The organism is Kitasatospora sp. NPDC001132 (assembly GCF_053598415.1).
Genome location: NZ_JBSFKF010000001.1, coordinates 476,837 through 501,952, shown reverse-complemented (window position 1 = coordinate 501,952; position 25,116 = coordinate 476,837). Strand labels below are relative to the sequence as shown.

The window sequence follows — 25,116 nt, the reverse complement described above, 5'->3', positions numbered from 1 at the left end:
GTTGAGGAGTTGACGATGAGTCGCGCATTCCCTCTGGTCCGGAGGCACGATCCCGTCCCCGAGGAGGAGCGACGCACCATCCTCGCCGCGCCGGGGTTCGGGAAGTTCTTCACCGACCACATGGCCTCGGCCACCTGGACGCCCGCCGACGGCTGGCACGACCGCAGGGTCTCCGCCCTGGTGCCGTACTCGCTGCACCCGAGCGCCGCCGTGCTGCACTACGCCCAGGAGATCTTCGAGGGACTGAAGGCGTACCGCCACGCCGACGGCAGCGTCTGGCTGTTCCGCCCGGAGTTCAACGCCCGCCGCTTCGCCCGCTCCGCCGAGCGGCTCGCCCTGCCGGTGCTGTCGGAGGAGGACTTCCTCACCAGCGTCGAGGAGTTGGTCCGGGCCGACGAGGCGTGGGTGCCGGACTCCGCCGACGAGAAGAGCCTCTACCTGCGGCCGTTCATGTTCGCCTCCGAGGCCTTCCTCGGTGTCCGGCCCGCCGAGCAGATCGCCTACTCGGTCATCGCCAGCCCGGCCGGCCCGTACTTCGCCGGCGGTGTCACCGGCATCACGCTCTGGGTCAGCAGCAACTACACCCGCGCCGGGCGGGGCGGCACCGGCGCCGCCAAGTGCGGCGGCAACTACGCCTCCAGCCTGGCCGCCCAGTTGGAGTCCCGGAAGCACGGCTGCGACCAGGTGCTGTTCCTGGACGACACCGGCGGCGAGGGCGACCTGGAGGAGTCCGGCACGATGAACCTGTGCCTGGTCACCTCCGACGGCGAGCTGGTCACCCCCGCGCTCGGCAACATCCTCGACGGGGTGACCAGGGACTCGATCCTGTCCCTGGCGGGCGAGTTCGGGCTGACTCCGGTCGAACGCTCGATCACCCTCTCCGAGCTGCGGTCCGGTGCCGCCGACGGCACGGTCACCGAGGTGTTCGCCGCCGGGACGGCCGCGGTGGTCACCCCGATCGTCGGATTCAGGGGCGAGGGCTACGAGTTCACCATCGGCAGCGGCTCGCCGGGCAAGCAGACCCTCGCGATCCGCGAGCACGTGCTGGACATCCAGTACGGGCGTGCCGAGGACGTCCACGGCTGGATGCGCCGGGTGGTGTGACCACCCCGGGCGGCCCCGCCGGGCCGCCCGGCTCCCGAGCCCGCTCAGTTCACGAGCCGGCCCGCCTCCCCCTCGGGCACGACGACCTCGCGCTTGAGGATCTTCCCGGTCGGCCCCTTGGGCAGGGCGTCCACCGTCCAGACCAGCCGCGGGTACTTGTACGGGGCCACCCGCTCCCGGACGAAGCCGCGGATCTCCTCCGGGGTCGCCGACGCGCCCTCGCGCAGGACCACGGCGGCGGCCACCTCCTGGCCGTGGGTGGGGTGGGGGACGCCGACCACCGTGGCCTCGGCGACCGCCGGGTGCTCGTACAGCACGTCCTCCACCTCCCTCGGGTAGACGTTGAAGCCGCCGCGGATGATGACGTCCTTGCGGCGGTCGACGATCCGGAAGTCGCCGCGCTCGTCGCGGGTGCCGAGGTCCCCGGTGTGCAGCCAGCCGTCCCGGACGGTCCGCGCGGTGGTCTCCGGTCGGCGCCAGTAGCCCTTCATCACGTTGTGGCCGCTGATCACCACCTCGCCGACCGTACCGTCCGGCACCTCCTCGCCGGACTCGTCGACGATCCGCATCCGCACCCCCTCGATCGGGATGCCGACGGTGCCCGCGATCCGCTCCCGGTCGCTGCGGTTGGCGCAGGCCAGCGGCGAGGACTCGGACAGCCCGTAGCCCTCCAGCACCACGCAGTCGAATTCGGTCTCGAAGCCGCGCAGCACCTCCGGCGGCATCGACGCTCCGCCGCCCAGGCACACCCGCAGGGAGGAGACGTCGTGCCCGGCGCGCTGCGGGTGGGCCAGCATCAGGGTGTACATGGTCGGGACGCCGAGGAAGACGCTCACCCGGTCGCGCTGGATCACCGAGAGCGCCCCCAGCGGGTCGAAGCGCGGCACCAGGGTCAGGCAGGCGCCGACGGACACCGCGCAGTTGAGGCCGAGCACCTGGCCGAAGGAGTGGAACAGCGGCAGCCCGCCGAAGATCACGTCCCCCTCGACCAGGCCCAGGACCTGGACGCCCGCCCGGATGTTGCCCACGATGTTGCGGTGGGTCAGTTCGGCGCCCTTGGGGGCGCCGGTGGTGCCGGAGGTGTAGAGGATGACCGCGGTGTCCTCTCCCCCGCGTCCCCCGTTCCGCGGCGGGCCGGCCGGCTGCCGCGCGAGCGCCGCGGCGAGGTCGGCCGGCTCGACGGGGACCAGCCGGGTGCGGGTGCGCCGCGCGCCCTCGACCGCCTGCTCGGCGCCCTCGTGCCAGGCGAGCAGCAGTGCGGCCTCGGCGTCGGCGAGGCAGTGCTCGATCTCCCTGGCCTTCAGCAGCGGGTTCATCGGGACGACCACCGCCCCGGCGCGCAGGATGCCGTAGTACAGCACCGCGAACTCCGGGACGTTGGGCAGCAGTACGGCGACCCGGTCGCCGGGCGCGACGCCGAGCGCGGTCAGCCAGTGCGCGGCCCGGGCGCTGCGCGCGTCCAGTTCGGCGTAGCCCAGCACCTCCTCGCCGAGCCGCAGGACGGGGTGCTCCGGACAGCGGGCGGCGGTCGCGGTGAGCAGGTCGGGAATGCCGTGCGGCAGGTCGGGAGCGCCGTGCGGCAGGTCGGGAGCGCCGTGCGGCAGGTCGGCGCTTCGGTCGGACGGGACGGGGCCGGCGGACATGCGGACGCTCCTCGGGGCGGCGGGGCTCGGTCTGATCCTCATACGGTCGGGCGGACGCCGCCGGGCGACCCGGCGGCACCGCCGGCGCCCGCGGCGTCTTCGGCGCCGGCCGTCTCACCCGCACCCGCGGCGTCTCCGGCACCGGCGGCGGCGAGCATCCACGGGGCGATCCGCTCCACCAGCCCGCGGTTGTGCCGGATCCAGCGGAAGTGGTCCAGCGGGCGCCCGTCCGCCCGCTCGGAGGTGTAGCTCCAGCGCTCCAGCCGAGCCGAGCGCAGCTTGGCGCACAGGTGGTCGACGGCCCGCGGCGGGGCGAGCTCGTCGCCCTCGACGTCCACCGCCAGCACCGGCAGGTCGACCCGGGCCAGCGCCCGTTCGTAGTCGGTGACGGCGCCGCGCGCCCGGTAGTGGCCGGTGCGCATCTGCCGCGCCCAGTCCCGCATCAGCCGGGCCGACTCGCGGCCGCCGAAGCCGAAGCGCTCGCCCGGCCAGTGGCCGACCGCCGCCGAGGCGACGACCGAGAACTGGCTCAGCGCCAGTCGGCGCAGGCCCGCCCGCACGCCGAAGGTCCGGTACCAGGCCGATCCGCCGGCCACCAGCACCACGCCGGCCAGCCGGGGCCGGAAGACGCCGCAGTGCACCAGGCCCAGCTGCCCGCCCAGGCTGTGGCCGAGCAGCAGGCGCGGCGCGCCGGGGAACGCCTCGGCCACCGCGTCGAGCACCGCCCCGAAGTCGTGCTCGACCAGCTCGCGGAAGCCGAAGGCGACCCCCCGCCGCGGCACCGGGCGGCTCTCGCCGTGGCCGCGCAGGTCGCAGGTGGCCACGCTCAGGCCGGCCGCGTGCAGCGCGCGGACCAGCGGGGCGTAGTGCCGGGCGGCCGTTCCCATCGCCGGCAGGACGGTCACCACCGGGGCGGCCGGCTCCGGCCGGGCCAGCGCCCGGACGGTGAGCCGGGCCCCGTCGGGCGCGGTGATCTCGGCGATCACCGGGAACCGGGGCGTCCTCACGTCCGCACCTCCCGCTCGGCCCCAGCGCCCGGCCGCCAGCCGATCACCCCGGCGCCCCAGGTGATGCCCGCCCCGAACGCGGCGAGGCCGAGCAGCCGGGGGCCGTCCAGCAGGCCCTCCTCGCGGGCGTGGGTCAGGCCCAGTGGGATCGAGGCCGCCGAGGTGTTGGCGACCCGGTGGACGTTCAGGTACAGCCGCTCCGGGGGCAGCCCCACCTCCTTGCCGACCGCCCGCACGATCCGGGCGTTGGCTTGGTGGGCGACGAACAGGTCGAGGTCCTCGCAGGTCAGGCCGCGCCGGTCGAGCACCTCCCGGGTGGCGGCGGACATCTTCTCCACCGCGTGGTCGAACACCTCCCGGCCGTCCATCCGCAGCTTGCGGTCGTCCCGGTCGGCGTAGAGCAGCGGGATCTGCTCGCCGTCGCTGCCGAGCGAGAAGCACGGGTCGGGCGCGCCGGGCACGTCGGCGACCACGGCGGCGCCGGCGCCGTCGGCCAGCAGCACCGCGGTGCCGCGGTCCTCGTGGTCGGTGATCCGGGTCAGCGCGTCGGCGCCGCAGACCAGCACCGCCTCGGCCCGGCCGGTCTCGATCAGCGCGGCGGCGTGGTCCAGGCCGTAGACGAACCCGGCGCAGGCTGCGTGCAGGTCGAAGGCGGTGGCCCGTGGCATGCCGAGCCGGGCGGCGACCTCCACCGACACGCCGGGGGTGACCCGGTCCGGGGTGATGGTGGCGACCACCACGTGCCGGATGCCGGCGGCGCCGCGCCCGGCGTGCCTCAGTGCCCGCTCGGCGGCGGCCACCGCGAGGTCGGCGAGCCGGCCGTCCGGCGCGAGGAAGCGGCGCTCCTCGATGCCGGTCCGTTTGACGATCCACTCCGGGGAGGCGCCGATCCGCTCGAAGTACGCGTTGGGCACGACCCGTTCCGGCAGGGCGGCGCCCACGCCGACGATGGCGGGCGTCATGCCGCGCCTCCTTCGGCGAAGGCCGGGCCGGTGCCCATCCGGACGGCGTGCATCCCGCCGTCGGCGTGCAGGATCTCCCCGCTGACGGTGGCGGCGAGGTCGGAGAGCAGGAACAGCACGGGGCCGACCACCACGGCCGGGTCGGTGCGGTCCCAGCCGAGCGGGGCCTCGGCCTGCCAGCGGTCGGCGATCCGGTCGAAGGTGCTGATCGCCTGCCCGGCGACGGTCTCCACCGGGCCGGCGGCCACCAGGTTGACCCGGATGCCTGACGGGCCGAGGTACATCGCCAGGTAGCGGCAGACCGCGCCGAGGGCCGCCTTGCCCACGCCCATCCAGTCGTAGCCGGCCCAGGCGCCGCTGGCGTCGAAGTCCAGCCCGACGACGCTGCCGCGCCGCCCGTCCGCGCCGAGCAGCGGGGCCAGGGCCGTGGCCAGCGAGTGCAGGGAGACGGCCGCGGTGCGCAGCGCGAGGCCGGCGGCCTCCGGCGGGGTGGTGAGGAAGTTGCCGCTCAGCGCCGTCTGCCGGGCGGCGGCGACCGCGTGCAGCACGCCGTCGACCCCGCCCCAGCGCCGTTCCAGTTCCTCGGCCAGCCGGGCGAAGTCCTCGGGCCGGGTGACGTCCAGCTCCAGCACCTCGGTGGGGCGGGGCAGGACGCCCGCGGCCTTCTCGGTGATCCGCCGGGCCCGGCCGAAGCCGGTGAGCAGGACCTCGGCGCCGGCTTCCTGGAGCGCCCTGGCGGTGTGCCAGGCGATGGAGTCCTGGTTGAGGACGCCGGTGATCAGATAGCGGCGTCCGTGGAAGCCGAGCATCACTCCTGGCCTTTCGTCGTACCGGTCGTACCCGTTGCACCGGTTGGACTGGTTGCAGTGGTCGCAGTGGTCGCAACGGCCCTCCCGGCCGGGGCCGGTGCCTCGGCCGCCGCCAGCACCAGGGCCGCGTTGTGCCCGCCGAACCCGAAGGAGGTGGAGAGCCCGACCCGGCGGCCGCCGGGCAGGGTGGGGGCGGCGAGCGGGGTGGCGCGGCGGATCAGGTTCAGCGGGCCGAGCCGCTCGTCCGGCCGGCGCAGCCCGGCGGTGGGCGGGGCTGTGGCGTGGCGCAGCGCCTGCAGGGTGGCGATGGCCTCTACCGCGCCGGCCGCGCCGAAGAGGTGGCCGGTGCCGGACTTGGTGGAGGACAGCGGGACCTCCTCCACCGCCGGTCCGAGGGCCAGCCGCAGCGCCTCGCACTCCGCGCGGTCGTTGAGGACGGTCCCGGTGCCGTGCGCGTTGAGGTAGCCGAGCTGCCCGGGGGTGACGCCGGCCGCGTCGAGGGCCAGGGTGACGGCCCGGGCCGCGGGTTCGCCGGTCGGGTCCGGGGCGGTGAGGTGGTGGGCGTCGCAGGTGGCGCCGTAGCCGAGCACCTCGCCGAGCACGGTGGCGCCCCGCGCGGCAGCGCCGGCCGCGGTCTCCAGGACCAGGATTCCGGCGCCCTCGCCGATCAGCAGGCCGTCCCGGTCGCGGTCGAAGGGCACCGACCGGCCGCTCTCGGACAGCGCGCCGGCCGTACGGAAGGCGGCCCGCACCAGTTCGGAGGTGGAGGCCTCGGCGCCGCCGACCACCACCGCGTCGGCGGCGCCCGCGGCGAGCAGCAGCAGGGCGGTGCCGATCGCCTGGGTCGCGCTGCTGCAGGCGGAGGCCAGGCAGAGCGCCTCGCCGCGGAAGCCGTGCTGCCGGGCGATCTGCGCGGCCGCGGCGTTGGCCATCATGGCGGGCACCATGAGCGGGGAGACGAACTCCCCGCCCTGCTGCCGGTGCACCTCGGCCTGGCGCTCGAAGCTGGCCGTTCCGCCGAGCGCGCAGCCCACCACGCAGGCGATCCGTTCGGCGGGGTAGGGCGGCGGGCCGTCCGTCCAGCCCGCCTGGGCCAGGGCCTCGGCGGCGGCGACGAGCGCGAGCTGGGTGAAGCGGTCGGTTCGGCGGAGCTGCTGGCGCGACAGGTGGTCGGCGGGCCGGAAGTCCCGGCACAGCCCGAGCCCGTCGGCGAGTCCGCTCTCCCCGGCCACCGCCCGCCGGTGGAGTTCCTCGGCGCCCACGCCCAGCGGGGTCACCGCGCCCAGGCCCGTGACGACGGCCCGGGGCCTCACTCCAGCCCGGCCTTCCGGCAGCACAGGGCGAGCACCTCGCCGACGGTGTACAGCTGGTCGAAGTCCTTGGGCTTCACCGGGATGTCCAGCTGCTTGCGGATGGACTGGCTGAGTTCGACCAGGTCGAGCGAGTCGATCTCCAGCTCGTCCAGGGCGGCGTCGTCGACGATGCCCTCGCGGTCGACGCCGAGGTCGACCAGGGCGTCGACGACGAAGGTCTCGATGGCGGTGCGGTCCGGTGTGTCGGGCATGGCTCTCCTCGTCCGCGCGGGGCGGCGGTGGCGGTGCGGGGGATACGGGGCGGGTGGCTGTGGGGGCTCAGGCCTTGGTGGCGTGGTACGGGGCCCAGTGCCACTGCCGCCAGTAGCTCTCGGCGATGTCCAGCCACTGCTCCAGCCGGGCCGCGTCGTCCAGGAAGCGGTTGGCGCTGACCACCAACCAGCTGTAGACGGCCTGGCTGTCCCGGCAGCCGCCGCAGTCGCCGGAGGTGCAGCAGAACTGGAGCGACTCGTAGTCGGCGCCCCAGACGTTGAAGCCGGGGATGACCGGGTTGCCGTTGGCGACGCGGTCCTCGTGCTCGGGGGCGTCGACGCTGAGGCTGGGGCAGACGTCGTAGCCGAACCTGCCGCCCCAGTGCGTCCGGCCGGTCACCAGGGTCCGGATGAAGTACGGGTGGCTCACCACCGCCTGCGGGTACAGCTCCTTGACCCGCAGGGCCTCGTCCAGCACCCGCCGCTCGTCGGCGATCCTCAGCGGGGTCTCGGTGCCGTGCTCGCTGTAGAAGTTGAAGGTGACGATGTTGCCGTTCTCGGCGATCTTCCGCACGGTGGGCTCGATGTGCTCGACCCCGGCCTCGGAGAGCGCGTAGATGAACAGCACCCGCTGGTCGTCGCGGTAGTGCGAGAGCGCGGTGTCGAACAGGCCGGTGAACTTCGAGCCGTTGACCCGGATCGCGCGCAGGTCGTCGTCGAGCGGGCCGCCGCCGAAGATGCTGACCGCGATGGCGATCTCCTCGAAGCCCTGTCTGGGCATCGGGCGCAGGCCGTTGGTGGAGATGGTGACGTACGGAAGCTGTTCGACGAAGGCCTCGATCCGGCGCGGGACGAGGGTGGGTTCGCCGCCGATCAGGGTGGCCTGGTTGACGCCGTCGTCCGCGAGCTTCCGGGCGAAGGCCCGGATGCGGTCCAGGTCGGACAGTTCCCTGACGGCCGTGTCGAAGCCGCCCTCGAAGTACCAGCAGCCCTTGCAGCGGATGTTGCAGGTGTTGGTGAGGTGGACCTCGCAGGAGCGGACCTCGCGGCCCAGCCGGCGCAGCCGGTGCAGGCGCTCGGCCAGGTCGGGCCGGTCGGCGATGAGTTCGGCGGTGCGGGCCTTGGCCTCGCGTCGGCTCAGCGGGCGGCGTTCGATGGTGACGGGTGTTGCCATGGGCGGTGGGCTCCTCGGAGTCGCGGGATCGGCGTGGTGCGGTGGGCGTGTCCGACGATCGGCGGCGCACCCGGCGGGAATCGTCGGACACCCCCTACTCCGGGAGGCGCAGACCCAGGTTCTTGATCCGCGGGGTGACCTTCTCCCGCCACAGGTCGCAGGCCTCGCCGTTGGTGGTCTGGCGCAGGCCGAAGCGGACGGCCAGCTTGGCCCGCTCGGAGCGCGGGCTGCCGAAGATCCGGACGAAGGTCGGCCACAGCCGGTCCAGGGCCTGCTGGAGCTGCTCGCGGCCGTCGTCGGTGGCGGCGAGGTTGCGGCACACCCGGGCGCCGTGGGCGATGTGCACCTTCTCGTCGAGGATGATGGTGCGCACCGCGTCCGCCCAGGGCCGGTAGCTGCTCTGCGCGAACTCGGAGATCATCACCATCGCCGTCTCCTCCCCGATGTAGGAGAAGATCCCGCGCTCGGCCCAGGTGGTGCAGTTGTGGAACTCCTGGGCGCGGAACAGGTTCCGCTCGGCCAGGGTCTGCGTCTCCATGTAGCTGGTGTCCACGCCGACCTCGGCGAGGACCCGCTTGCCGATCTTGTAGTGGTCGTACTCCTCGGCGGCGCGCTCGGCGCAGACCTGCCGCTCCTCCGCGTCGGGGGCCAGCGGCAGGAAGACCTGCACGTAGTCGTCGCCGCCGGAGAGCTCCCCTTCGGTGTTGACCACCATGCCGCGGATCGCGATCTCGCGGTACTCCTCCGGCATCGCCAGGAACTCGTCGGGCGTGCGGACCACCACCGCCTCGTCGTCCGGAATGGAAATCCCCATGGCGCGACACCCCGTTTCTGAAGCAGGACACGGACGCGGGTGGGCAGCCGGGGGCCCGCTTCCGCCGAGGCCCTCGATGACGACCGCAAGGAAAGAGACGCCGCCCCCCAGCGGCCGGCGGAGCTCCACACCGGCTCCGCTGAACTTGCTCGGAGCGTAGGTGCTGCATTTTGGGCCGAACAAGGTCCCTCACGAATCATGCCGAGCGGATCCGGCCATCCGGGGCCTCCGGAGCGGCTGGTTCCGGCCATGCCGGCACCCGCACGACATGCGCGATTCCCCTTCCCTCAACGGATCTTGGCGTTTGACCACGGCGAACGAAGCTGGCCGGAAGCAGGCCTGGAGCGCCCCGGGCGCACCGCCGGACCGACGGTTACGCTGACCCCCATGACCACCGACGCGAACACGGCGGTCGCCACCGTCGACGTCCTCCTGGGCCCCGGCCGGCTCAATGCCCTGATCGCCGACCAGTTCCCCGACTACGCCGCCTGCCGGGTGACCGAGGTGGACGGCCGCGCCCTGACCATGGCGGTGGACGGCGACCGGCTGCGCGTCCGCCCGGGCGGCACCGTCTCGGGCCCTGAGCAGGCCGGCCTCTGCGACCTGGCCGCGTTCCTGCTGATCAACGCCCGGCTCGGGCCCACCCTGATGGCGCTGACCAGCTCGCTGCAGATCAGCTTCCTCAACCGGCCGAGGCCGGGGGCGCTGCGCGTGCACGCCAGGACGGCCAAGTTCGGGCGGCGGCTGTGCGTGGTGCTGGCCGAGCTGCTGGACGCCGACGACGTCCTGGTGGCCACCGCCACGCTGACCTACGCGATCCCGCCGGCCCGGCCCGGGACGGCCTGACGGCACTCCCCCTTTCCGGCCCCGTCCCCCCTCTCCGGCCCCGTCCGCACAGCCGTCGCTCCGACCCCGACGGCGGGACGAATCCGACGTCACAAATACGGGGTGGGGTATATTGGGGCGGTGGCCCCGACCCCTGGGGGCCGGGAGAACGGAGAACGACATGTGCCGACGAGTCGCCTGCCGCACCTGCGGGAAGCCGACCTTCGCCGGATGCGGGATGCACGTGGAGCAGGTCCTCGCCGGAGTGCCCGAGTCCGCCCGCTGCGACTGCGCCGAGCAGGGCCGCGCGGGCAAGGGCTGGCTGGGCAAGCTCTTCGGACGCCGCTGACCCGCGCCTCCTTCCCGTCCGCACACCAACAACCGGCCAGGATGGCGCGAAAGATGACAGTAAGTCGGCCGAGTCCACGATCTTTTGGACATGGAATGATCAAAGTATTGATCTAACGCCCGTTCACCTCTAGGTTGCGGTGCAATGTCACACTGAACCGCCATATATGGCGTGCCCGGGGGGACTACCGTGCCGGACACCGCAGTCGAAGCACCGCACCAGCCCGCGAGCAAGTTGCCCCGGGTCTTCTACCGGCTGGCCGCAGGCGACGCCCTCTCCACGTACGGGAGCCAGCTCGACCTGGTCGCGCTGAGCCTGTTCGCCTACGAGGCCGCCGGGAACGCGCTCGGCACCGCCGGGTACCTGGTCCTACGGCTGGTCGGCGGCCTCGGCGGCGGACTGGTCGCCGGGCGGCTGGTCGCCCGACTGGACCGCCGCCGGCTGATGACGGGCTGCGCCGCGGCCCAGGCGCTGGCCCTGGTCGTGGTCGCCCTCGCCCCGGCCTCGGCGCGCATTCCCGTGCTCTACCCGCTCGCCCTGATCCTCGGCGGCGCGGCCGCGGTCTGCGCCGTCGCCCTGCGCACCAGCATCCCCGAGATGGTCGGCGCCGACCGCCGCGCCCGCGCCAACAGCCTGATGGCGAGCTGCCGTTCGACCGCGATGGTGCTCGGATTCGCCTCCGCCGGCGTGGTGGTGGCCTGGGCCGGTTTCCGCGCCGCGCTGCTCATCGACGCGGCCAGCTTCGTCCTGTTCGGCGCGCTGGTGCTGCGGCTGCCGCTGCCCACCCGCGCCGCACCGGCGGACGCGCCCGCGGCCGAGTCGGGGCAGCCCGCGGCGGAGGCGGAGCGACCCGCGCCGACGGCCAAGGAGCGCCGGCGCCGCTGGCAGGCACTGATCGTCCTGCGGGCCACCCCGGTGGTGGGCGCCATGGCGGGCATCCGGCTGCTGGACGCCTTCGGCTCGGCCGCCCACAACATCAGCCTGCCGGTGTTCGCCAACCAGTCCTCCCCCGGCAACCCGGCCGCGCTGCTCGGCACCTTCTGGGCCACCTGGGCGATCGGCAACCTCGCCGCCCAGCAGCTGGTCTCCCGGTTCATGCTGCGGCGCGGCATCGAACCCGGCGAGCGCGGCTTCGCGCTGGGCACCTGCCTGATGTCCGCCTGCTTCATCCTCGTCTTCACCGACCTGCCGACCCCGCTGTTCCTGGCGGTCGCGATCGGCGCCGGCCTCGGCGACGGCTTCACCGAGATCTCCTACACCACCCGGATCCAGGCGCTCGCCGACGAGCGGCGCGGGGAGGCCTTCGGCATCCTCGCCTCCGCCGAGAACGTCGGCATGGGCACCGGGATGCTGCTGAGCGGCTCGCTGCTGGCGCTGCTCAGCCCGCTGACCGTGGTCGGCGTCTCCCACGCCGTCCCGATCGTGCTGGCGCTCGGCTTCCTGGTACTGGTCTCCCGCACCCGCCGCCGCTGAGCACGCCTCCCGAGCACGCCTCCGCACCACTTCACCCCGCACCGCCGCTGCTCCGCACCCCGGCGCCCCCGCGCCGTCCGCGCCACCCGTCTCCGCACCCCTCCCTGCCCCGGGGCGGCCCACACCCGCGCCCCGGCACCGATCCGAAAGGTGCCGAACCTCATGAGCCCCACCGGTCCCGACCACGGCCGGCTGCGCACCCTCGAAGCCAGACTGCTGCTGCACCCCGAGATCGCCGACTGCGCGCTGCTGCCCGTCGAGCACGAGAGCGGCCGACCGGGCCTGCTCGCCTACCTGGTACCCGCCGTCGACGGCGACCCCGAGGCCCTGCGCCGCCGGGCCGCCGCGGCGCTGCTGGACGCCGACCCGAGCGCCGAAGTGCACGTCCTGGACGGCATCGTCCGCACCGCCGAGGGCGAGCCCGACGCCGCCGCACTGGCCGCGGCGCTCCGCCGGGAACCCGCCGCACCCGGCCCGGCACTGCGCCACCTGCGCGAACTCACCGACCGCTGGCGCCCGTTCGGCGAGGCGACGGCCTCGCCCGTCGCGAGCGCCGCCCCGACGGACTCGACGGAGCCGGCGGAGCCGGCGGCCGCAGCCGAGGAGCCCGGCACGGAGGCCGTCGGCACCCCCCTGCCCGTCCCCGCACCGGACGCGCCCCGGACCCTGCCCGAGGCGCTGCTGCGCGCCGCCGAGCTGCACCCCGACCGCGGGCTGCACCTGGTCCGGGCGGGTGGCGAGGCGACCAGGCTCACCTACCGTCAACTCCTCGCCCGGGCACGCGAGATCCTCGCCGCGCTGACCGCCGCCGGGCTGCGCACCGGGGACCGGGCGATCCTCCAGGTCCCGGAACCGGAGTTCTACTTCCCCGCGCTGTGGGCCTGCCTGCTCGGCGGGGTGCAGCCGGTGACGGTCGCCCGCCCGCCGGACTACCACGAGCGCAACCCCGTCCTGGAGAAGCTCTGGCACGCCTGGCAGACCCTGGAGGAACCGCCGGTCCTCGCCTGCGGACCGGCGGTGGCCGGCCTGGAGCGGCTCGGGGAGCTGTACCCGGCGCCGGGCCTACGGGTGATCGCCGTCGACCGGCCCGCCGTGGACCAGCCCGTCCACCAGCCCGCCCCCGCCCACGCCCCCGACCCCGGCGACATCGCGTTCCTCCAGCTCTCCTCCGGCAGCACCGGGCGCTCCAAGGCCGTGCAGATCACCCACCGCGGCATCCTGGAGTACGTGGCGGGCTCCGTCGCCACCGGCAACGACCCGGCCGACACCACGGTCAACTGGCTGCCCCTGGACCACGTCGCCGGGCTGCTGATGTTCCACCTGCGCGACGTCGTACTGGCCGCCGACCAGGTGCAGATCCCCACCGAACTCGTGCTCGCCGACCCGCTGGTCTGGCTGGACGCGCTGGAGCACTACCGGGCGGCGCACTCCTGGTCGCCCAACTTCGGCTACCGGCTGGTCGCCGAGGCCGTCCGGGCCGCCGGGCCGGACCGCCACTGGGACCTGTCCGCGGTCAAGTCGCTGATCAACGCCGGGGAGCAGTGCACCGAGGCGGTGCTGGACGAGTTCCTGGCCGCCACCGCCCCGTTCGGCGTCCGCCCGGAGCACCTGCTGCTGGCCTGGGGCATGGCCGAGACCTGTACGGCGATCACCTACAAGCGCTACCACGAGGACGGCGCCCGCCGACTGGTGCGCACCGACTCGCTGACCGGCCGGCTGGAGCCCGCCGACCCGGACTCGACGGAGCGCGGCACCGCCTTCCTCAGCATGGGACGGCCCGCGACCGGCACCCGGATCCGGGTGGCCGACGACGCCGGACGGGCGTTGCCCGAGCTGCGGGTCGGACGGCTCCAGGTGCACTCCGGCCGGGTGACGCCGGGCTATCTGAACAACCCGTCCGCCAACCGGGAGGCCTTCGTCGGCGACGGCTGGTTCGACACCGGGGACCTGGCCTTCCTGGTCGACGGCGAGGTGGTGCTCACCGGCCGTCGCAAGGAGATCATCATCGTCAACGGCGTGCACTACTTCTGCCACGAGCTGGAGGACGTGGTGGCCTCGGTGGCGGGGGTGCGCTCCGGGCACGTCGCGGCCTTCGGGGTGCCGGACGAGCGCACCGGTACCGAGCAGCTGGTGATCGCCTACGTCCCGAGCGACCCGGACGCCGCCGCGCCGCCCGTCGCCGCCGAGGTGCGGCAGGTGCTGGCGGCCCGCCGGCAGCCGGCGCCCGCCCTGGTGCTCCCCGTCCCGGCGGCCGAGTTCCCGCGCACCACCAGCGGCAAGATCCAGCGCACCGCGCTGCGCGGCCGCCTGCTGGACGGCGAACTCGACGACCACATCGTGGCGTTGGACCTGGCCGAGGCCAACTCCCGGACACTTCCGGACTGCGTACGGCAACTCGGCTGGGAGGCCCGCCCTGCGGCGGAGGCCCCGGTCGAACCGGTGGCCGAGGAAGCCACGGCAGAGGAAACGATCCTGCTGCTCGGCCCGTCCGGCCCCGGCACCCTCACCGAGGCCCTGGCCGCCGCCCTGCCGAACGCCCGGGTGGTGGACCACCCGCCGACCGCCGACCCCGAGGAGTGGCTGCGGGCCCTCGGCGACGGGACGGCCGACCGGCTGGTCTACCTGTGGAGCGCGACCGGCGGCGACGACGGCTCGGCCCGCCCGGACGAGGCACTGCTCGCCCTGCTGCGGGCGCTCCCGGGCCGGGCACCGGTCCGCGAGCTGGTCTCCGTCAGCGCCGGACTGCACGCCGTCCTCCCCGGTGAACTCCCCAGCCCACAGGGAGCGTTGACGGCCGCGCTGACCGCCGGGGCACGGGCCGAGCAGCTGGTGCCCGCCGCCCGACACCTCGACCTGCCCGGCGACGCGCCGGCCACGGACCAGGCCGCCGCGCTGCTCGCCCTGCTGGCCGACCCCCGGCAGGAGCCCGAGGCCGCCTGGCGCGCGGGCCGCCCGTGGGTCCCCCGGCTGGGACCGGTCGAGGCCGCCGCCCCCGGCGAGGCGGGCTGCTCGCTGCTCACCCCCGGCGCCCACTACCTGGTCACCGGCGGCCTCGGCGGGATCGCCGCCGAGCTGCTGCCCGGGCTGCTGCGCGAGTACGGCTCCCGGCTGCTGATCGTCGGCCGGAGCGACCTGGACGCCCCGACCGCCGAGGCGGCCGAACGCCGGGCCGCGCTGCGCCGACTGGCCGCCCAGGGCGGGCAGGTCACCTACCGCCAGGCCGATGTGACGGATCGTCGGCAGCTGGCGGAGGTGATCGCCGAGGCCGAGCGCGAGTGGCGGGCGCCGCTGGACGGTGTGCTCCACCTGGCCGGCGGCTACCGCCTCGCGCTGCTCGCCGACACCGACACCGAGGGCTGGCGGGAGGCCCTGCGGACCAAGACGGAGGGCACCGACCACCTCGTCGAGCTGGTCCGGCAGCGGCCCGGGGCGCAGTTCGTCGCCTTCTCCTCGATGATCGGCCTCCAGGAGGCGGTCGGCTCCACCGGGTACGCCGCGGCCAACCGCTACCTGGAGAGCACCGTCGAGCGGCTGCGCCGGGAGACCGGCACCCCGGCCTGGACGATCTCCTGGGGCCTGTGGAGCGGGATCGGCATGAACCGCGACACGGAGAACGAGCAGGCCGCCGCCGGACGGGGCATCGCCGTGCTGAGCGCCGCGCACGGCCGCCGGCTCGCCGCGCTGCTGCTGGCCGGCGCCCCGGGCCACCGGTACGCGGGCCCGGACCCGAGCTCCCCCGCCGCCCGGCGCCGGCTGCTCGCCACCGCGCCCCGCCCGGTCACCGCCGCCGCGCCGGCCGCGCCCACCACGCCCGCGCCGTCCGCCACGACCCCGGGAACCCCGCCCGCCGTACGGCCCGAGCCCGAGCGGGCCGCGCCGTCGGGGCTGCGCCGGCTGGTCCTGGACGCCTTCGAGTCGGTCCTCGACACCCCACTGGACCCGGGCCGCCCGCTCGCCGAACTCGGCATCGGCTCCCTGCAGTTGATGCGGGTCCACGGCACACTGAGCGCCGCGCTGCCCACGCCCCCGGCGCCCACCGAGCTGTTCCGCCACCCCACCGTGGACGCACTGATCGCCCACCTGGCCGCCGAGCCGGCCGCGCCCACCGCCCCGCTCGTCTCCCCCGGAACCGACCCCGCCGGCCCCGGCGACGACCGCCGGGTGGCGATCGTCGGCCTGGCCCTGCGCCTGCCGGGCGCCGACACCCCCGAGCAGTACTGGCGGAACATCGTCGAGGGCGTCCGGAGCACCACCCGCTTCACCGAGGAGGAGCTGGCGGCCGCCGGGCTGCGCCCGGAGGAGTACCGCCACCCCGACTTCGTCCCGGTCACCGGCGCGCTCACCGACATCGACCGGTTCGACGCCGAGGCCTTCGGCATCAGCGGCGCCGAGGCCGCGTTGATGGACCCCCAGCAGCGCCTGCTGCTGGAGATCTGCCGGCAGGCCCTGGAGGACGGCGGCTACGACGCGCCGGACCCGGAGCGCCGGGTCGGGGTCTTCGCCGGCACCGGGATGACCCTGTACGCGCTGCGCACCTACTACCAGCACGCCCTGGCCACCACCGCCGACCCGACCGAGCCGGTCGCCGCCCTGCAGACCGCGATCGGCAACCAGGCGGACTTCGCCGCCACCCGGGTCGCCTACCGGCTGGGCCTGACCGGTCCGGCGATCGGCGTGCAGACGGCCTGCTCCACCTCGCTGGTCGCGGTCCACCTGGCGGTGCAGTCCCTGCTGGCGGGCGACTGCGAGCTGGCGCTGGCCGGGGCCGCCGCCCTGCACATCCCGCAGGCCACCGGCTACCGCTACGAGGAGGGGTCGATCCTCTCCCCCGACGGCGCCTGCCGCGCCTTCGACGCCGAGGCGGGCGGCACGGTCGGAGGCAACGGCGTCGCCGCCGTCCTGCTCAAGCGCCTCGACCGGGCGCTGGCCGACGGCGACACCATCCACGGGGTGATCCTGGGCTCGGCCGTCAACAACGACGGCGGCCGGAAGGTCGGCTACACCGCGCCCAGCGTGGACGGGCAGGCCGCGGTGGTCGGCCGGGCACTGGACCTCGCGGGCGTACCGGCCGACAGCATCGGCTACATCGAGGCCCACGGCACCGGCACCCCGCTCGGCGACCCGATCGAGTTCCGGGCGCTGGCCCAGGCGTTCCGCGCCCGGACGGAGGCCGCCGACTTCTGCTCGCTCGGCTCGGTCAAGCCCAACATCGGCCACCTGGACACCTGCGCCGGCCTGGCGGGCCTGATCAAGGCCCTGCTGGTGCTCCGGCACGGCACCATCCCGCCACTGGTGAACTTCACCAGCCCGAACCCGGCGCTGGAACTGGCCGGCAGTCCGTTCCGGCTCGCCGCCGAGCGCCGGGACTGGCCCGACGGCCCCACCCCGCGCCGGGCCGGGGTCAGCGCGCTGGGTGTCGGCGGCACCAACGCCCACCTGGTGCTGGAGCAGGCCCCGGCCGCCGCCGCGACGGTGCCCGCACCGCGGCCGGCCCCGACCGTGCTGCCGCTGTCGGCCCGCACCGCCCAGGGCCTGACCGAGCTGGCCGGGCTGCTCCGCGAGCGGCTGGACGCCGAACCGGCCCTCGCCCCCGGCGACCTGCCGCTCACCCTCGGCGCCGGCCGCCGCGCGCTGCGCCACCGGCTGGCCGTCACCGGGCCCGACCCGGCGGCCCTGCGCAAGGCCCTGGACGCCTTCCTGGCGGGCCGGCCCACCGCCGGCGCGGCCCACCGCGAGACGGGCCGCGGCGAGATCCGGCCGGTGCTGCTCTTCACCGGCCAGGGCGCCCAGTACCGGGGCATGGCCGCCGAGCTGTACCACGCCTTCCCGGTCTTCCGCGCCGTCCTGGACGAGTGCGACCGGCTGCACCGCGCGAACTGGGACGAGCCGCTGCTGCCGCTGCTGCTCGACCCCGCACCCCGGGATGCCGAGGACAGCTGGACCACCGAGGCGGCGCAGCCCGCACTGTTCGCCCTCCAGGCGGCCTACCTGCGGCTCTGGCAGGAGCTCGGGGTCCGTCCGGCGGCGGTCGCCGGGCACAGCGCCGGGGAGTACGCGGCCTTCCACGCGGCCGGCGCGCTCGACCTGGCCGACGGGATGTTCCTGACCGCGCTGCGCGGCCGGCTGATGCACCGGCTGAGCGAGCCGGGCGCCATGACGGTGGTCTCGGCGGGCCTGGACCGGCTGTCCGGGCTGGACGACTGGCTCCCGGGCGTGGACCTGGCCGTGGTCAACGGCAGCGGCCAGTGCGTGCTGGCCGGCCCGCCGCGCGAGATCGCCGCCGCCGAGGCCGTGCTGGCCGCCGACGGGGTGACCACCGAGCGGCTCGCCACCGACCGGGCGTTCCACTCCCGCCTGCTCGACCCGGTGCTCGACCCGTTCCGCGACCAGCTGGCCCGGCTGCGCCTGCGGCCGCTGGCCGTACCGCTGGTCAGCAACCTCGGCGGCGAGGTGCTGGAGCCCGGAACCGTCCCGACGCCCGAGTACTTCCTGCGGCAGACCCGGGAGACCGCCCGGTTCGACCAGGTGCTCGCCGCCCTGGACGGGCAGGGCCACGAGCTGTACCTGGAGATCGGCCCGCACCCGACGCTGACCGGCATGGGCCGCCGGGAACTTCCCCAGCGCCACTTCGTCGCCGGCGGCCGGCGCGGCGCCTCGCCGGAGCAGCAGTTCGACGCCGCCGCGGTCGCGCTCTGGTCGCACGGTGTCCCGCTCGACTGGGCCCGCTTCGCCGCCGCCCGGGACTGGCCGGACGGACCGGCCCGCCGCGTCCCGCTGCCCACCACCGTCTACCAACGCCGCCGCCACTGGTTCACCGCCCCTGCCCGGCCGACCACCGAGGACCCCGCCATGCGCCAGGACCCACCCCAGCAGACCGCGCCGGCCGAAGAACCGGCCACCGCACCGGCCCTGACACCGGCCGCCGCACCCGCCTCTGCACCCGTCTCGGCACCGATGCCGAGCCCCGAGGAGCTCGCCGAGCAGGCCGTGCTGCGGCAGGTCGTCGAGCAGACGGCCCGCCAGCTCGGCTACGACGAGGCCTCGGTCGGCGCGGACGAGCCCTTCTTCGACCTCGGCGCCGACTCGCTCTCGATGATCAACATGATCCGGGACCTGGAGCGCGCGTTCCGGGTGCGGGTGTCGATGCGCGAGCTGTTCGAGGCAGCCGACACCCCGGCCCGGCTGGCCGGGCTGATCGCCTCCCGGCTGGAGCCGGCGGTGCTGGCCACGCTGCTGCCGGCCGCCGAACCGGAGCCCGTGGCGGCCCCCGAGCCCGCGCCCGCGCCTGTCGCGCCTGTCGCGACTCCGACTGCCGTGCCGACGGCTCCGGTTGTCCAGGCCACCCAGGCCGCCCCGGCCGCCCCGGTTGTCCGAACCGTCCCGGCGCCCGTCCAGGCCCCGGCGCCCCAGCCCGTCCTCGCCGCACCCGCCGTCGCCCCGCCGGCCGCCGCCGCGCTGCCCCCGGTGACCGACGGCACCGGCCTGATCGAGCGCCAGCTCGCGCTGCTCGGCCAGTTCTCCGACCTGATGCGCGACCAGCTCGGCCTGCTGGCCGGCGGCACGCCCGCGCCCGCAGTCCTCCCGCCGGCACCCACGCCCGCCGCCCTGTCCCCGGCCGCCGCAGCCGCAGCCGCACCCGCGGTCGCGCCCGCCCCCGCAGTCGCAGTCGAAGCCCCCGCCGCCGAGGTACCCGCCGCCCCGCAGGTGCACGGCCCCCGGGTGACGGTCTCCCGCGAGTCCGGCATGGCCTCCGGCGGCCTCACCGACCAGCAGCGCGCCCACGTGGACGAGCTGGTCGCCCGCTTCACCGCCCGCACCACCGCCTCCAAGGCGATCACCCGCCGCCACCGCCGCACCCTGGCGGACAGCCGCGCCGTGGTCGGCTTCCGCTCCGGCACCAAGGAGATGCTCTACCCGCTCGCCGCCCGCAGCGCCCGGGGCTCCCGGCTGGAGGACGTCGACGGCAACCCGTACGTCGACATCACCATGGGCTTCGGCGTCCTGCTCTTCGGCCACGACCCGGAGTTCGTCTCCGAGGCCGTCCGCGAGCACCTGGCCTCCGGCCTGCGGCTGGGCCCGCGCGGTCCGGAGACCGGCGAGGCCGCCGAGCTGCTGGCCGAGCTGACCGGCTCCGAGCGGGTCGCCTTCGCCAACTCCGGTACGGAGGCGAACGCCGGGGCGATCCGGCTGGCCCGCGCGTACACCGGCCGGGACAAGATCGTCATGTTCGAGGGTTCGTACCACGGCCACTTCGACCACACCCTGGGCCGGACGCTGGGCCACGGCGCCGACCGGGAGACCGTCCCGGTGTCCATCGGCATCCCGGGCAGCGCGGTCGCCGACCTGCTGGTGCTGCGGTACGGCGACCCGGAGAGCCTCAAGGTCATCGAGGAGCACGGCGACCGGATCGCCGCCGTCCTGGTCGAGCCGGTGCAGAGCCGCCACCCCGGACGCCAGCCCGTCGACTTCGTCCGCTCGCTGCGTGAACTGACCACCCGGCTGGGCATCGTGCTGGTCTTCGACCAGATGCTCACCGGCTTCCGGCCCCACCTGCGGGGCGCCGAGGGCTTCTGGGGCGTCACCCCGGACGTCTCCACCTACGGCAAGGTGCTGGGCGGCGGCTACCCGATCGGCGCGATCGCCGGGCGGGCCGACATCCTGGACGGGATCGACGGCGGGCACTGGGACTACGGCGACGACAGCTACCCGCCCAAGGACACCACCTTCTTCGGCGGCACCTACATCCAGCACCCGCTGGCGATGACCGCCGCGGGCGCGGTGCTGCGCCACCTCAAGTCGGCCGGCCCCGGCCTCCAGGAGCGGCTGAACGCCCGCACCGACGAACTGGCCGCCACGCTGAACGGCTTCTTCGAGGAGGAGGAGTTCCCGCTGCGGCTGGCCCACTTCGGCTCGCTCTTCCGCTTCGAGCCCCGGGCCGACATGGAGCTGCTCTTCCCGCACCTGCTGACCCGCGGGGTCTACGTGTGGGAGTGGCGCAACTTCTTCCTCTCCACCGCCCACACCGACGGCGACGTGGAGTTCGTGATCGACGCGGTCCGCGAGTCACTGCGCGACCTGCGGCGCGGCGGCTTCTTCCCGGCCTCGCCCGGCGTCCGCCTGCCCGCCCCGCGGCCGGCCGCCGAACTCCCCGTCCCCACGCAGACCGTGCGCATCCAGGCCGAGCCGATTCCGTACCAGCCGGTCAGCGACCCGCAGCGGCCGGTGGACTTCAGCCTCTACTTCTTCGGCGACTACCCGCTGGACTCCCCCGAGGACGAGAAGTACCGCATCGTCCTGGAGAGCGCCCGCTTCGCCGACCGCAACGACTTCCACTCCGTCTGGCTGCCGGAGCGCCACTTCCACTCCTTCGGCGGCATCTTCCCCAACCCCTCGGTACTGGCCGCCGCCCTGGCCCGGGAGACCAGCCGGATCCGGCTGAACGCGGGCTGCGCCGTGCTGCCGCTGCACCACCCGGTGCGGGTCGCCGAGGAGTGGTCGGTGGTCGACAACCTGTCCGGCGGCCGGGTCGGCCTGGGCTGCGCCAGCGGCTGGCACCCCAACGACTTCCTGTTCTTCCCGGAGAACTACGGCAGCCACAAGGAGCTGATGCACCGGCAGATCGACACCGTCCGGGCGCTGTGGCGCGGTGAGCCGTACCGGGGCCGCAACGGCAACGGCGAGCCGATCGAGGTGACCCTCCACCCGCGCCCGCTGCAGGACCTGCCGCCCATGTTCACCGCGATCGTCGGCAACCCGGACAGCTTCCGCGAGGCGGCCCGGCACGACCTGGGCGTCATCACCAACCTGATGACCCAGGACGTCGCCCAGCTGGCCGAGAACATCGCGATCTACCGGCGCACCCGGGCCGAGCACGGCCTCGACCCGGAGGCCGGCCGGGTGGTCGTGCTGGTCCACACCTACCTGGGCACCGACCTGGCCACCGCGCGCGAGCAGGCCTACCGGCCGTTCTGCAACTACCTGCGCTCCTCGCTGTCGCTGTTCGGGCAGATGGCCAACAGCCTGGGCCTGACGCTGGACTTCAAGAACGCCCGCGAGGACGACCTGGAGTTCGTGCTGGAGCGCGCGTACGAGCGGTACTGCGCCTCCCGCGCGCTGATCGGCACCCCGGAGAGCGTCCAGGGGGTGCTCTCCGAGCTGCGGGCGGCCGGCGCGGACGAGATCGCCGCCTTCGTGGACTTCGGGCTCTCCCCCGAGCTGGTCGCAGCCGGACTGCCGCAGCTCGACGTCCTGCGCCGGGACACCCAGCGCGGCGCGCCGCTGTCCTACGCCCAGCAGCGGATGTGGTTCCTGCACCGGATGCTGCCCGACGGCGGACAGTACAACGAGGTCAAGGCGATCGAGCTGGACGGCCCGCTCGACCCGGAGGCGCTGGACGCCGCGCTGCGCGGGCTGGTCGAGCGCCACGTCGCGCTGCGCACCGTCTTCCGGGAGCAGGACGGCGAACCGTTCCAGGAGGTGCTGGCGCCGCCCACCGGCCCGGTGCTGCAGCGGGTCACGGCCGACGCGGCCTCACCGGACGCCGTCGCCGACCTGGTCACCGCCGAGGGCGCGCACCGCTTCGACCTGGCCGAGGGCCCGCTGTTCCGGGCCCTGCTGCTGGAGCGGGACGCCGACCGGCACGTCCTGGTGCTGTCGATGCACCACATCGTGATCGACACCCTGTCCACCGTGGTGATCACCCGCGAGCTGGGCGAGCTCTACCTGGCCGCCCGGGAGGACCGGGCCGCCCGGCTGCCGGTGCTCGCCACCGGCCCGGCCGCCGAGGCCGCCCGGGAGCGGGCCCGGGTGGCCGCCGGCGAGTACGACGAGAGCCTCGCCTACTGGCGCAAGGTGTTCGGCGGCGGCGACCTGCCGGTGCTGGCCCTGCCCACCGACCGGCCGCGCCCCGCGGTGCCGGACGGCCGCGGCCGCTCCTTCGTGCACCATCTGCCCGCCGAACTCTCCGACGGCCTGAAGGAGTTGGCCCGCTCCAGGCGCTCCACCCTGTTCATGGTGCTGCTGACCGGCTTCGCCGCCGTACTGCAGCGCTACGCCGGCCAGGACGAGATCGTGCTGGGCACCCCGGTGGCCAACCGGACCGAAGGCACCGAGGACCTGGTCGGGTTCTTCGTCAACACCCTGGCGCTGCGCCTGGACCTGTCCGGCGAGCCGGCCTTCGCCGAGGCGCTCGGCCGGGTCCGCTCCACCGCGCTGGACGCCTACGAGCACCAGCAGCCGCCCTTCGAGGTGCTGGTGCAGGACCTGAACCCGGAGCGCGACACCAGCCGCAACCCGCTGTTCCAGGTCATGGTCGAGTTCGAGAACCACATGGTCTTCGAGCTGGACCTGCCCGGGGTGACGGCCCGCCCGCTCGACCACGTGGCGGACCGCGCCGCCTTCGACCTGACGCTGTTCCTGACCAGCCTGCCCGACGGCATCCGCTGCCACGTCGAGTACGCCGAGGCCCTCTTCGAGCGGGCCACCGTCGACCGGCTGCTCGGCGCCTTCGAGCGGCTGCTGACCGCCGCGGTCGCCGACCCGCAGCGCCCGCTCGTCGAGCTCACCGCCGTGCCCGCGGCCGAGGCCGACGCCGACCTGGAGTGCGGCCCCGCGGCCGCCCCGGACCCCGAGCACCCGCTGGCCACCATCGCCGCGACCGCGGCCGGCCGGCCCGAGCAGACCGCCGTGGTCGCCCCCGACGGCGCCGAGACGGACTACCGGACGCTGCTGGCCCGGGCGGACGACCTGGCCGGCCGGCTGCTGGCGGCCGGCGTCCGCGAGGGCAGCCGGGTGGGCGTCCTGCTCCCCCGCTCGGTGGACCTGGTGGCCGGGCTGCTGGCCATCCTGCGCCTGGGCGCCGTCCACGTCCCCGTCGACGTGCTGCAGGGCCCCGAGCGCTGCCGGCTGATCGTCGAGGACAGCGCGCCCGCTGTGCTGCTCACCACCTCGGACGCCGCCGCGGCGGAGCTCGGCCTGACCGTGCCGACGGTGCTCACGGGCGCCGCCCCGGCCGACCCCGCCGTCGAGCTGCCCCCGCTGCCCGCCCCCTCGGCGCAGGCGCCCGCGTACCTGCTGTACACCTCCGGGTCGACCGGCCGCCCCAAGGGCGTGCTGATGCACTCCCTCGCCCTGGCCCACTTCGTGGCCTGGAACGTCGCCGACCACCCGGCGGCCCGCACCCTCCAGTACGCCTCCTGCGGGTTCGACGTCAGCGTCCAGGAGATCCTGACCACGCTGGCCGGCGGCGGCACCCTGCTGCTGATCGAGGAGGAGACCCGCTACGACGTGACGGCGCTGGCCGCCGTCGTCCGGGCCACCCGGGCCGAGCGGATCCACCTGCCGTACACGCCGCTGGCCGCCCTGACCGACGCGCTCGGCGAGGAGCCGGTGCCGCACCTGCGGGAGCTGATCTCGGGCGGCGAGCAGGTGCTGCTCACCCCCGCGCTGCGGGCCTTCCTGCGCCGCAACCCCGGCTGCCGGCTGATCAACCACTACGGCCCGACCGAGACCCACGCGCTGACGGCCGGCGAGATCGACCGGGACGGCGGGGAGTACGCGCCGATCGGCCGCCCCACCCCGGGCAGCCGGATCGTGCTGCGGGACGCCGCCGGACGCCGGGTACCGCCCGGCGCGGTCGGCGAGATCCACGCCCTCGGCGTCCAGGTCGGCATCGGCTACGTCGGCCGCGACGAGGAGAGCGCCGCCGTCTTCACCGACACCCCCGACGGCCGCGCCTACCGCACCGGCGACCTCGGCCGGTGGCGGCCGGACGGCCGGCTGGAGTTCCTCGGCCGGGCCGACCGCCAGGTCAAGGTGCGCGGCTACCGGGTCGAGCCGGGTGAGATCGAGACCGTGCTGCTCGGCCTGCCCGGCGTGCACGCCGCCGCCGTGACGGCGCGTCGCACCGCGGCGGGCACCGTCCTGGCCGGCTACGTCGGCTGCCCGGAAGCCGAACTGCCCCGGGTCGCCGACCAGTTGGCCGACCTGCTGCCCGACTACATGGTGCCCGGCCTCTGGGCCACCGTCGACGCGCTGCCGTTCAACACGAACGGCAAGCTGGACACCGCCGCCCTGCCGGAGCCGCGCCCGCTCGGCGCGGACGAGCCCGAGGCCGCGCCGGTCACCGACCTGGAGCGCACCGTCCAACGGCTCTGGGAGGAGGAACTCGGCCGCCCCGCCGGGGTGGAGACCTCCTTCTTCGACCTGGGCGGGCACTCCCTGGCCGCCACCCGGCTGCTGAACCGGGTCCGCGAGGCGACCGGGCTGCGGATCGGCGTGCTGGACTTCTTCCGCCGCCCGACCGTCCGCGCGATGGCCGCCCACCAGCCGGCCGCCGAGCAGCACCAGGCCCCGGCCTACGAGGAGGGCACGCTGTGAGCGCGGCAGAGGCTG

The 25,116-nt window shown here is 75.0% G+C and carries 13 protein-coding genes; 5 read left to right on the top strand and 8 right to left on the bottom strand.

Annotated features, from left to right (window positions below):
* Positions 1 to 15: 15 nt before the first annotated feature.
* Positions 16 to 1,104, top strand: coding sequence for a branched-chain amino acid aminotransferase (locus tag ACWDBE_RS01960; protein ID WP_449806919.1), 1,089 nt, complete (start codon positions 16 to 18; stop codon positions 1,102 to 1,104).
* Between the two features lie 44 nt (positions 1,105 to 1,148).
* On the opposite strand, the gene ACWDBE_RS01955 is transcribed toward ACWDBE_RS01960, so the two are convergent.
* The 8 genes from ACWDBE_RS01955 to ACWDBE_RS01920 form a co-directional block, all read right to left on the bottom strand.
* A complete protein-coding gene (locus tag ACWDBE_RS01955; protein ID WP_449806918.1) occupies positions 1,149 to 2,747 on the bottom strand; it encodes a long-chain-fatty-acid--CoA ligase in 1,599 nt (532 codons plus the stop codon).
* A gap of 38 nt (positions 2,748 to 2,785) precedes the next feature.
* On the bottom strand, positions 2,786 to 3,754 hold the full coding sequence (locus ACWDBE_RS01950) for an alpha/beta hydrolase family protein (protein ID WP_449806917.1): 969 nt from the start codon (positions 3,752 to 3,754) through the stop codon (positions 2,786 to 2,788).
* Positions 3,751 to 4,716 carry a beta-ketoacyl-ACP synthase 3 gene (locus tag ACWDBE_RS01945; RefSeq protein ID WP_449806916.1) on the bottom strand — a complete coding sequence of 322 codons (966 nt, stop codon included), beginning with the start codon at positions 4,714 to 4,716 and terminating at the stop codon, positions 3,751 to 3,753. Before ACWDBE_RS01945 ends, ACWDBE_RS01950 begins: the two co-directional genes overlap by 4 nt.
* Entirely contained in the window at positions 4,713 to 5,525 is an 813-nt protein-coding gene (gene fabI / locus ACWDBE_RS01940; RefSeq protein WP_449806915.1) for an enoyl-ACP reductase FabI, read from the bottom strand. The genes ACWDBE_RS01945 and fabI overlap by 4 nt, the downstream gene beginning before the upstream one ends.
* Positions 5,525 to 6,838, bottom strand: coding sequence for a beta-ketoacyl-[acyl-carrier-protein] synthase family protein (locus ACWDBE_RS01935; protein ID WP_449806914.1), 1,314 nt, complete (start codon positions 6,836 to 6,838; stop codon positions 5,525 to 5,527). Before ACWDBE_RS01935 ends, fabI begins: the two co-directional genes overlap by 1 nt.
* Positions 6,835 to 7,089, bottom strand: a complete 255-nt coding sequence (locus ACWDBE_RS01930) for an acyl carrier protein (protein ID WP_449806913.1) — start codon at positions 7,087 to 7,089, stop codon at positions 6,835 to 6,837. Before ACWDBE_RS01930 ends, ACWDBE_RS01935 begins: the two co-directional genes overlap by 4 nt.
* A 67-nt stretch (positions 7,090 to 7,156) precedes the next feature.
* Entirely contained in the window at positions 7,157 to 8,263 is a 1,107-nt protein-coding gene (locus tag ACWDBE_RS01925; protein ID WP_449806912.1) for a radical SAM protein, read from the bottom strand.
* A gap of 94 nt (positions 8,264 to 8,357) precedes the next feature.
* A complete protein-coding gene (locus ACWDBE_RS01920; protein ID WP_392877194.1) occupies positions 8,358 to 9,077 on the bottom strand; it encodes a Phenylacetic acid catabolic protein in 720 nt (239 codons plus the stop codon).
* Positions 9,078 to 9,464: 387 nt separating this feature from the next.
* Between ACWDBE_RS01920 and ACWDBE_RS01915 the strand changes: the two genes are divergently transcribed.
* The 4 genes from ACWDBE_RS01915 to ACWDBE_RS01900 all read left to right on the top strand — a co-directional run bounded on the left by ACWDBE_RS01915 (position 9,465) and on the right by ACWDBE_RS01900 (position 25,101).
* The gene (locus ACWDBE_RS01915) at positions 9,465 to 9,923 is read left to right on the top strand and encodes a PaaI family thioesterase (RefSeq protein WP_449806911.1); all 459 of its coding nucleotides are present in this window, start codon (positions 9,465 to 9,467) and stop codon (positions 9,921 to 9,923) included.
* A 160-nt stretch (positions 9,924 to 10,083) separates the two neighbouring features.
* The gene (locus tag ACWDBE_RS01910) at positions 10,084 to 10,251 is read left to right on the top strand and encodes a hypothetical protein (protein ID WP_449806910.1); all 168 of its coding nucleotides are present in this window, start codon (positions 10,084 to 10,086) and stop codon (positions 10,249 to 10,251) included.
* Between the two features lie 189 nt (positions 10,252 to 10,440).
* Entirely contained in the window at positions 10,441 to 11,724 is a 1,284-nt protein-coding gene (locus ACWDBE_RS01905) for an MFS transporter (RefSeq protein ID WP_449806909.1), read from the top strand.
* 162 nt (positions 11,725 to 11,886) lie between these two features.
* The gene (locus tag ACWDBE_RS01900) at positions 11,887 to 25,101 is read left to right on the top strand and encodes a MupA/Atu3671 family FMN-dependent luciferase-like monooxygenase (protein WP_449806908.1); all 13,215 of its coding nucleotides are present in this window, start codon (positions 11,887 to 11,889) and stop codon (positions 25,099 to 25,101) included.
* Positions 25,102 to 25,116: the final 15 nt, after the last annotated feature.

Excerpts from the sequence above, each read along its gene's own strand:
- ACWDBE_RS01955 (WP_449806918.1), bottom strand. The coding sequence starts at position 2,747 with ATGTCCGCCGGCCCCGTCCCGTCCGACCGAAGCGCCGACCTGCCGCAC.
- ACWDBE_RS01900 (WP_449806908.1), top strand. The coding sequence starts at position 11,887 with ATGAGCCCCACCGGTCCCGACCACGGCCGGCTGCGCACCCTCGAAGCC.
- ACWDBE_RS01945 (WP_449806916.1), bottom strand. The coding sequence starts at position 4,716 with ATGACGCCCGCCATCGTCGGCGTGGGCGCCGCCCTGCCGGAACGGGTC.
- ACWDBE_RS01960 (WP_449806919.1), top strand. The coding sequence starts at position 16 with ATGAGTCGCGCATTCCCTCTGGTCCGGAGGCACGATCCCGTCCCCGAG.
- fabI (WP_449806915.1), bottom strand. The coding sequence starts at position 5,525 with ATGCTCGGCTTCCACGGACGCCGCTATCTGATCACCGGCGTCCTCAAC.
- ACWDBE_RS01930 (WP_449806913.1), bottom strand. The coding sequence starts at position 7,089 with ATGCCCGACACACCGGACCGCACCGCCATCGAGACCTTCGTCGTCGAC.
- ACWDBE_RS01920 (WP_392877194.1), bottom strand. The coding sequence starts at position 9,077 with ATGGGGATTTCCATTCCGGACGACGAGGCGGTGGTGGTCCGCACGCCC.
- ACWDBE_RS01910 (WP_449806910.1), top strand. The coding sequence starts at position 10,084 with ATGTGCCGACGAGTCGCCTGCCGCACCTGCGGGAAGCCGACCTTCGCC.
- ACWDBE_RS01925 (WP_449806912.1), bottom strand. The coding sequence starts at position 8,263 with ATGGCAACACCCGTCACCATCGAACGCCGCCCGCTGAGCCGACGCGAG.
- ACWDBE_RS01915 (WP_449806911.1), top strand. The coding sequence starts at position 9,465 with ATGACCACCGACGCGAACACGGCGGTCGCCACCGTCGACGTCCTCCTG.